Source organism: Acinetobacter entericus, assembly GCF_026168575.1.
Lineage (GTDB): Bacteria > Pseudomonadota > Gammaproteobacteria > Pseudomonadales > Moraxellaceae > Acinetobacter > Acinetobacter bouvetii.
This window is the reverse complement of the sequence record NZ_JAPEQW010000004.1, coordinates 226,934-234,911: the sequence shown is the minus strand read 5'-3', so window position 1 is coordinate 234,911 and position 7,978 is coordinate 226,934. Positions and strand designations below refer to the sequence as shown.

The 7,978-nt window shown below is 49.2% G+C and carries 6 protein-coding genes, 4 tRNA genes and 1 pseudogene; all 11 read right to left on the bottom strand.

What is annotated here, in order from left to right:
* Positions 1–63: pseudogene (locus tag OKC24_RS05275) on the bottom strand (GTP-binding protein); the annotation flags it as partial.
* Between the two features lie 146 nt (positions 64–209).
* Positions 210–284 (bottom strand) — tRNA-Thr (locus OKC24_RS05270).
* A gap of 18 nt (positions 285–302) precedes the next feature.
* Positions 303–378, bottom strand: a tRNA-Gly gene (locus tag OKC24_RS05265).
* Between the two features lie 38 nt (positions 379–416).
* Positions 417–500 (bottom strand) — tRNA-Tyr (locus OKC24_RS05260).
* Between the two features lie 163 nt (positions 501–663).
* A tRNA-Thr gene (locus tag OKC24_RS05255) sits at positions 664–739 on the bottom strand.
* A 98-nt stretch (positions 740–837) separates the two neighbouring features.
* Positions 838–2,331, bottom strand: a complete 1,494-nt coding sequence (trpE, locus tag OKC24_RS05250; protein WP_130144519.1) for an anthranilate synthase component I — start codon at positions 2,329–2,331, stop codon at positions 838–840.
* Positions 2,332–2,441: 110 nt separating this feature from the next.
* Complete coding sequence (locus OKC24_RS05245) at positions 2,442–3,110, bottom strand: phosphoglycolate phosphatase (protein WP_130144517.1); 669 nt, start codon at positions 3,108–3,110, stop codon at positions 2,442–2,444.
* 79 nt (positions 3,111–3,189) lie between these two features.
* Complete coding sequence (locus OKC24_RS05240; protein ID WP_130144515.1) at positions 3,190–3,894, bottom strand: FHA domain-containing protein; 705 nt, start codon at positions 3,892–3,894, stop codon at positions 3,190–3,192.
* A 100-nt stretch (positions 3,895–3,994) separates the two neighbouring features.
* Complete coding sequence (gspD, locus tag OKC24_RS05235; protein WP_130144513.1) at positions 3,995–6,235, bottom strand: type II secretion system secretin GspD; 2,241 nt, start codon at positions 6,233–6,235, stop codon at positions 3,995–3,997.
* 38 nt (positions 6,236–6,273) lie between these two features.
* Positions 6,274–7,125 (bottom strand): type II secretion system protein N, encoded by an 852-nt coding sequence (locus OKC24_RS05230; protein ID WP_130144511.1) that lies wholly within the window; start codon positions 7,123–7,125, stop codon positions 6,274–6,276.
* A complete protein-coding gene (gspN, locus tag OKC24_RS05225) occupies positions 7,125–7,868 on the bottom strand; it encodes a type II secretion system protein N (protein ID WP_265464867.1) in 744 nt (247 codons plus the stop codon). Before gspN ends, OKC24_RS05230 begins: the two co-directional genes overlap by 1 nt.
* Positions 7,869–7,978 lie beyond the last annotated feature (110 nt).

The following is a 7,978-nucleotide window of genomic DNA, read 5'->3' as shown; positions in this document are numbered from 1 at the left end:
AACGTGACCAATTGTGCCCACGTTAACGTGTGGCTTATTACGTTCAAACTTAGCCTTAGCCATGTTCATCTTCCTCGTTTACGTCGAACACAGGTATAAACAACTCGGTATCGACACATCGTCTAAAAAATCAGACACCAAATACTTGAAAAGCAGACTAATAAGCCTGCTTTTTAAAAAATTTGTAGATAATCTACTAAACTGTAATCTGGAGCTCTTATCGAGATTTGAACTCGAGACCTCTCCCTTACCAAGGGAGTGCTCTACCACTGAGCTATAAGAGCAAATATAAGAACTTAGAATGGAGCGGGAGACGAGGGTCGAACTCGCGACATGCAGCTTGGAAGGCTGCCGCTCTACCAACTGAGCTACTCCCGCACGATGTTGGCACAATCCACTTCTAGAAGTCTTAAAATTGGTGGTGAGGGAAGGATTCGAACCTTCGAAACTTTCGTAGCGGAGTTACAGTCCGCCCCCTTTGACCGCTCGGGAACCTCACCATTTTACACTTGCTTCAGTGCTGTTCTTTACTTTACCTACTCAACCCATCTAAGNACTTTCGTAGCGGAGTTACAGTCCGCCCCCTTTGACCGCTCGGGAACCTCACCATTTTACACTTGCTTCAGTGCTGTTCTTTACTTTACCTACTCAACCCATCTAAGATGGTGCCGGCACACGGATTCGAACTGTGGACCTACTGATTACAAGTCAGTTGCTCTACCAACTGAGCTATGCCGGCGTTTCTTAGTGTTTCGTACGTTTCGTATCGGAACGGTGTGCAGTTTAGCAAAACTCAGAATCCTTGCAAGTGTTTTTTTTAAAAAAACCGTCAAAAACTCATAAAATCAATCCGTTTGACGATAATTCAACCGCTTTGATCACTGCGCGAGCTTTTATTTGGGTTTCATTCCACTCAGATTCAGGATTTGAGTCATAAACCACCCCTGCTCCCGCCTGCACATAGACCTTATTTTCACGGATAACGCAGGTTCTAATGGCAATCGACATGTCCATTTCACCATGCCAGCCTAAATAACCCACAGCGCCGCCGAAAATTCCGCGCTTTACCGGTTCTACTTCGTCAATAATTTCCATCGCGCGGATTTTTGGCGCGCCGGAAAGCGTGCCTGCAGGGAATGTTGCTCTAAAAACATCCAAGGCATCCACATCATCACGCACTTCACCCTGCACATTCGACACAATATGCATCACATGTGAATAGCGCTCGATCACCATTTGATCAGTGACTTGCACTTTACCGATTTTGGATACACGCCCCACATCGTTTCGGCCCAAATCAATCAGCATCAGATGCTCTGCAATTTCTTTTTCATCAGACAGCAAGTCTTTTTCTAATGCCAAATCTTCTTCTTTGGTCTTGCCGCGCGGACGCGTCCCCGCCAGCGGACGCACCGTGGCAACGCCATTTTCCAAACGCGATAGAATTTCAGGCGATGAGCCGACAATATGAAACGGCTGATTGTTCTCTAAGGTTTGCCCTTGCACCAAAAATAAGTACGGCGATGGATTTAAATGGCGCAGCGCGCGGTAAACCTGCAATGGATCACCGTCAAAATCTGAAACCATACGGTGTCCAGGCACCACCTGCATCACATCACCCGCCTTAATGTATTCCTTAACTTTGGCAATAGACGCAATGAATTGATCATGACCCGTTAACGATTCAAAATGCGGCGCAGTATGTTTCTGCGCTTTCAGACTGACAGGGGTCGCCAGCAGCTCTTCAAGCGCATCCAGCTGACTCTGCGCTTGAGCAAAGGCATCTGCATCCTGCACATCCGCATGCACAATCAAAAACAGCGTATCTTTTAAGTTATCAAAAACGATTACAGTCTTAGACAGCATCATCCAGATATCGGGCAAGCCGACTGGATCAGCTTCCGGCACATTATTTAAGCGCGGCTCGATATAGCGCACCGCATCATAGCCAAAGTAGCCCACCAAGCCGCCGGTAAAACTCGGCAGTGCAGGCAGATCCTGCTGGGTAGGCACGCGGTACTGCGCCTGAAAGTCGCGGATATATTGAAACGGATCTGAACACGGCTCTTTGCTGATCCCGCCATCGGCCTGCTGAACCGTCAGCACACCCGCATTGCAGGAAAATACAGTCGACTCGCCTAAGCCGATAATGGAATAGCGCGCCCAGTTTTCACCGCCTTCCACGGATTCGAACAAATAAGCCTGCTTGTGCGCTTTCAGACGGGCAAATACAGATAATGGCGTCTCCGTGTCCGCCAGGCGCTGGCGGTAAACAGGAATTAAGTTATAGCCTTGGGTTTTTAACTGATCGAATTGGCTTTGCGTGGTCATACGGTTTCTCTATTTTGATTGGCGCTATTCAGTTTTATTGGATTGCTGGACTGAGTTCCGCCATCGAAAAACCATTCTGCTGCTCATGTTTATTCCTTCAATGCACTGTATTACGCAAGCAATTCCCGAAGATCATCCACCACAAGCTGCGGCTGGCAATCTTGAATATTTTCACCATGATTATAGCCATAGCTGACCACAATACAATCTATACCCGCGCGGCGCGACGCTTCCACATCATTCGATGAGTCACCCACCATCAGCATGTTTGCTTTTTCAGTCTGATAATAATCTGCGCAATGCAGCAGCTGGCGCGGATGCGGCTTGCGCTGTTCAAAACGGTCACCGCCAATGACATCTGCAAAATAGCTGGAGATTCCCAAATTTTCAACAATCATGCGGGCCGGCTGCTCCGGCTTATTCGTCACGCAAATCAGTGTTTTTCCTTGCGCTTTGCCCCAATCCAAAAACTCCTGAATCCCCTGAAACAGCTGTGTTTCCACACATGGATCGGCATTATAAATTTTCAAAAAGGTCTCCAGCAGCAGCTGATGCTGCGCAGCGTCCACAATACCGGTTAAATGCTCCAAGACGCTGCTGCAAAAAATGGAAGTGCCTTTTCCAACCCAAACCCGCACCTGCTCTTCAGTGACCAGGGGCAGCTGCAATGCATTCAAGCTCATATTCATCGCACGGTATAAATCTGTGGCCGAATCAACCAGCGTGCCATCCAAATCAAATAAAATCAGCTGTTTTTCCGCTAAATTCAGATTCAACATAAGGTCCTCTTTTCCATATATCTTCAGCTTAAACAATAAAGGCATGCGATTGCATGCCTTATTGCAGTCCAAGCGCGGCTTATTTAAAGAACAGCCATGCTAAAACTGCCAAAATAATAATGACAATCACGCTCATTAGGCCAACAGATGCATTTTTCTGCTGTTCTTTCTCCTGCTCAACCTGTGTCACTGGCTGCTCAACGGGAATTGGCGCCGGGTCAGGCTTCACAGCGCTGATATCAACACCTTCCGGAATTGGCGCCGGTTTTGGCACAGCGACATTTTGCGGCATGCCGTCACGGCTCAGCTGTACGCCCTCATGGCGCTCTTTCAAATCAGGCATGCCCTGCTCATTCATTTTCTGCGCCGCCGCCGTCACTGGCGCTGCTGACTGGGCGGTTTCTGATACAGCGACCGCTTCAGACGGCTGCACTGCAGCTTCAGACGGCAGGGTTTGTACTGGCGCTTTCTCTTTTGTATCGTCCAAAGTGCGGGCTGGCTGCAAAACTGAAAATTTTAAGCTGGCGAATTGAACAATATCACCCTCCTTTAACAGCGCTTCATTTTCAATCTTCACGTCATTCACAAATGTGCCATTCGATGAATTCAGATCCTGCACCCAAAGCGCCTGATCCCTTAAATAAAATGCAGCATGCTTACGGGAAATTTCAGCCTGCTGCAGGACAATATCCGCAGCCTGATGGCGCCCAATCAGCATATCACGGTCAATGCTGATTTCCTGCCCTGTTTGCTCTCCAGTAATGCCTTGTAGTTTCCAAGTCATGAAATGATTTCTCTATCTGATTTTGATTTCATCATACATGCTGCGGTCTAAATTCATCAACCGCAGGTTCTGCCCATGTTTTCCCGCTGTACAGAAGACATTAAGGCGCAGCTGACTGACGTACTCCATTCGGCACAGTCATCACCTGCCGCTTCACTGCCGGCTCTATCGCCACAGGCGTAACCTGAACCGCTGGCTGCTGCTGCGCGCCGCCCGATGGAACCGCCTGATAAGCTGGCTTCGGCGGATTGACCGGCGTTTTCGAAACCGGAATTCGCTGCTGATACATATCTTCGATATTTTCCGGCAATTTAGCAAAGTTGCCGTCATCATCCAGCGCCAATTGCAGGCTGTATAGCTGGCTGTAGCGCTGCTGCGACAGCTTGCGCACATCTTTGGCATCTCCCACAATGGTCGGATGGATAAAGATCAGCAAATTGCGCTTCACATTGGATTTGCCGTCTGAACGGAATAAGCGCCCCAGACCCGGAATCGCACCCAAACCTGGAACGGATTGCCGCGTATAGGCTGTATCATCTGAGATCAAGCCGCCCAGCACAATAATCTGGCCATGCTCAGCCAAAATGGAGGTTTTAATGGCCCGCTTGCTGGTCACCAAATCTGAGGCTTGGCCTTTGTTGGCCTTAACGTTAGAAACTTCCTGTTCGACCTCTAAGCGCACAGAGCCGCCTTCACCGATATGCGGCACCACTTTTAAGGTTACGCCGACATCCTTGCGCTCAATGGTGGTATAAGGATTGGCTGTGCCTGAAGATGTGGTTGAAACAGAGCCCGTTACAAACGGTACGTTCTCCCCCACGACAATATAGGCTTCTTCATTGTCCATGGTTAAAATGGACGGTGTCGACAGCAAATTGGATTTGGTTTTCTCTTTCAGCGCCTGAATCATCGCGCCATACAGCTTGCGTGAGCCGTCAGCGCTTTCTTTATATTCCCCTAAAACCAGTGATGTGCCCGCGCCAATCGCGCTGCCCGCCCCCGCTGCGCCGCCGGTTAAATAGCCTGCTGCAATATTTTTTAAACTGGAACCGATATTGTCAAAATTGATCAAGCCAATCCCGCTGCTTAAATCACCCAGCGCCCACTGCACACCCAGCTGATCCGTATCGCTGCCTTCCACTTCAATAATCGCTGCCTCTATCAGCACCTGCTCACGGCGGGTATCCAGCTGCTGAATCGCGGATTCAACCTCCCGCATCAATGGCGGGTCTGCTTTCACCAGCAGAGAATTCTGTGTGGTATCTGCAATAATGCTGACCCCATTGGCGCTAAAGCTGCTGATGCTGTTTTCATTTGGATTGTTCGAACCTGAGTTCAGGTTGATCCCCGAAGAAGTTCCCATGGATGAGCTGTTGGAACTTGAATTCGAATTATTCAGCAGATTGCTGATGGCATTATTAGAACTGGATGATGAATTGGATGAACCAGAACTAGAACTGGATACTGCCTGCCCGCTTACCAGGCCTTGCAAAATTTCCGCTAAGTTTTTTGCGCTAGCATATTTCAGCCGGAAGACTTTCAATCCGCCTAAACGGTCTGCAGGCGGCACATCCAGCATCTCGATGGTCTGCCGGATGCGCTTCCGCGACTGCATGTCGCCTTTAATAATGATGCGGTTGGTGCGGTTGTCCGCAATAATGCGCACACGCGAGCCTTTTAAATCCTTTGAAGCGCCCGTAGAAGTCATGGCTTCCAATAGGCCAATCATTTCTTCAGCTTGACTGGATTGAAGCGTAACAGCCTCAATGTCATTCTGCCCCGTACCATCCAGATTGCGGATAATGGTTTCCAGCTGATATATGTTGCTGGCGCGGTCAGACACAATTAAAGCATTGGTGCCGCCTACCGCAGATAAATGCGCAAATTGCGGCATCAGCGGGCGTAAAGCAGGAATTAAGTCATTGGCGTTGGTATTTTCCAGCCAAATCACCCGGGTCACAATTTGATCCCCCGTTGCGCGGTGGCGGGAATCATAGGGAATGCCTGAGCTTTTCACATTGCTGTCCGGCACCAGCTTGACGGTATTGCCCGATGGGATCGCCACGACGCCATTGACGTTCAGCACCCCCAGAAACAAGTCGTAGACTTCACTTTTATTCAGCGGCTTGTTGGAAATCACCGTAACATTGCCGCGGACCCGCGGATCAACTGCAAAATTTTTTCCTGTAATATCAGCAACTTCATTAATAAATGCGGTTAAATCTGCATCCCGCAAATTGATTTTCCACGTCTGCGCGTGGCTTGCCGTGCTCACCATAGCCACCAATGGCGCTAAAGCATATGCCGCAAATACAGCACGATGATTATTTAATAAAGCCATGAACTCTTATGCTTCCCAACCTGCTAGGTGATGACACATCACTTAAAATCCTGCTGCACGGTCATCACTTGATCACCCCGTTTTATTTCCAGCTTCACCTGCCCTTCGCGGCGAGCCTGTTCTAATAATTGCACTTCTGTCTGGCCAGCACCGACACTCTGCCCATTCAGCGACATAATGCGGTCACCCGGCTGCAGCCCCAGCTTATTTCTCAATGCAGCCGGCGTGCGCGCCGTGACTTCAAACCCGCCGCCGGAAGATGCATTCACGCCCATTTCCTGCATATACTGTTCACGGTTTTCCTGCATGCGCTGCACAGCTTGCCCAAGCGCGCTTTGCGTTTGGCTGTTGCCTGTATAGCCTTGCTGTTGCGTATTGTTCATTTGCGGACTGGTGCTGCCACTGGGCGCGATGGGCTGATTCAATCCGTTTTCAATCCCTTTAAAGGCCAGCTCGCGCATTGCGCCATTTGCGCTGCGCAAAAATACTTTATCCCAATAGACTTCCGCCAGCGTATAAGATGAGCCTTCTACCGCCTCTCCCACTCGATAGCGCTCGGCTGTTTCATTGACTTTAATCACCGCTGACGAGTATTGGCTTGGATAGCCGACTACGACCCCCTGCAATACCATGTTCAGCTGTTCATCCGCACCGGATGCCCGCCCTGCTTCCTGAAATAAGGCAAAGGAGCTGATATTCGGCACTTGAGGCTGCTGCGAGCCGAGTTCAACCCGATCCATCTGCATGACTTGCGGCGGCGCCAGCACCAGCCACAGCATAGAAGCCAATTTCCAGCACAAACACATAATCAGCACGGCCAGCACAGCTGGCGCCAGACGGTCTGTATTTTTCCAGTTGTACTGCTTGAGCTTTTCAATCCAGTCATGCATTAGAAACCGCCTTTCAGCATAGGCTGACGGGTACTAATCACATAGGTGTCCAAACCGGCTTTGCCTTCATAAGAAGGAATATTCATTAATAAACGCTGCGTCAGCTGCACATCCAGCATCAATTCCGCATCCAGCTGCAAATTCATCATTTTTTGTTCCCGCGGATCACGGACATCAATCTGCAGCTTGCCCTGATCATCCGCTAATTTTCCAATCAGCGACGGAACATTCATCCGGTCTTGACGCTGCGCAAAGATATACAGAAGCTCTCCGCCCGCCCATTGCAGCTGGCCGTCAGCCTGGCTGAATCCTTGCTGCTTTGTATATTTCAGTGAAAGATCCTTAAGCTGAACCGCATTGTTCGGCCACTGCCAATCTGCGATGGACTTTAAGGTTTCCGGCGCAATCTGCCCATTGAGAGATTTGATGATTAAGGATTTACCCAAGCCGTATCCAACCGCACCTTGCAGCTGTGTATTGCCGCTGTGAATTTCGACATCTGCGCCCAACCGCATCAGCAGCAAATCCAAGGGCCGGCTTTCCCAGCTGATTGAGCCTTTCAGCTGGCCTTTGCTCCAGTCCGCTTGCCCGCGCCAAATATTGCCGCTGACATTTTGCAGCGTCTGATTATTTTTATAAAATTTTGAAATTAGCCATGCTGCTGGAACTTGCAGCATAACAAAAATAAAAAATATGATGACCGCGAATAACAGCCATTTTATTTGTTTTGGCTTACCGCTCATCCCGCCCCAACCAATCTTTCAATTTCTTTCCCGAAAACTTTATTTCTCTTATAAGCACATTATGCACACTTTTTCCACGCAGCCAATTCATAGGGATAAAAAAACCAAGC

Bases quoted from the DNA above. Each gene is read 5' to 3' on its own strand.
- OKC24_RS05230 (WP_130144511.1), bottom strand. From the start codon at position 7,125: ATGCATGACTGGATTGAAAAGCTCAAGCAGTACAACTGGAAAAATACA.
- trpE (WP_130144519.1), bottom strand. From the start codon at position 2,331: ATGACCACGCAAAGCCAATTCGATCAGTTAAAAACCCAAGGCTATAAC.
- gspD (WP_130144513.1), bottom strand. From the start codon at position 6,235: ATGGCTTTATTAAATAATCATCGTGCTGTATTTGCGGCATATGCTTTA.
- OKC24_RS05240 (WP_130144515.1), bottom strand. From the start codon at position 3,894: ATGACTTGGAAACTACAAGGCATTACTGGAGAGCAAACAGGGCAGGAA.
- gspN (WP_265464867.1), bottom strand. From the start codon at position 7,868: ATGAGCGGTAAGCCAAAACAAATAAAATGGCTGTTATTCGCGGTCATC.
- OKC24_RS05245 (WP_130144517.1), bottom strand. From the start codon at position 3,110: ATGTTGAATCTGAATTTAGCGGAAAAACAGCTGATTTTATTTGATTTG.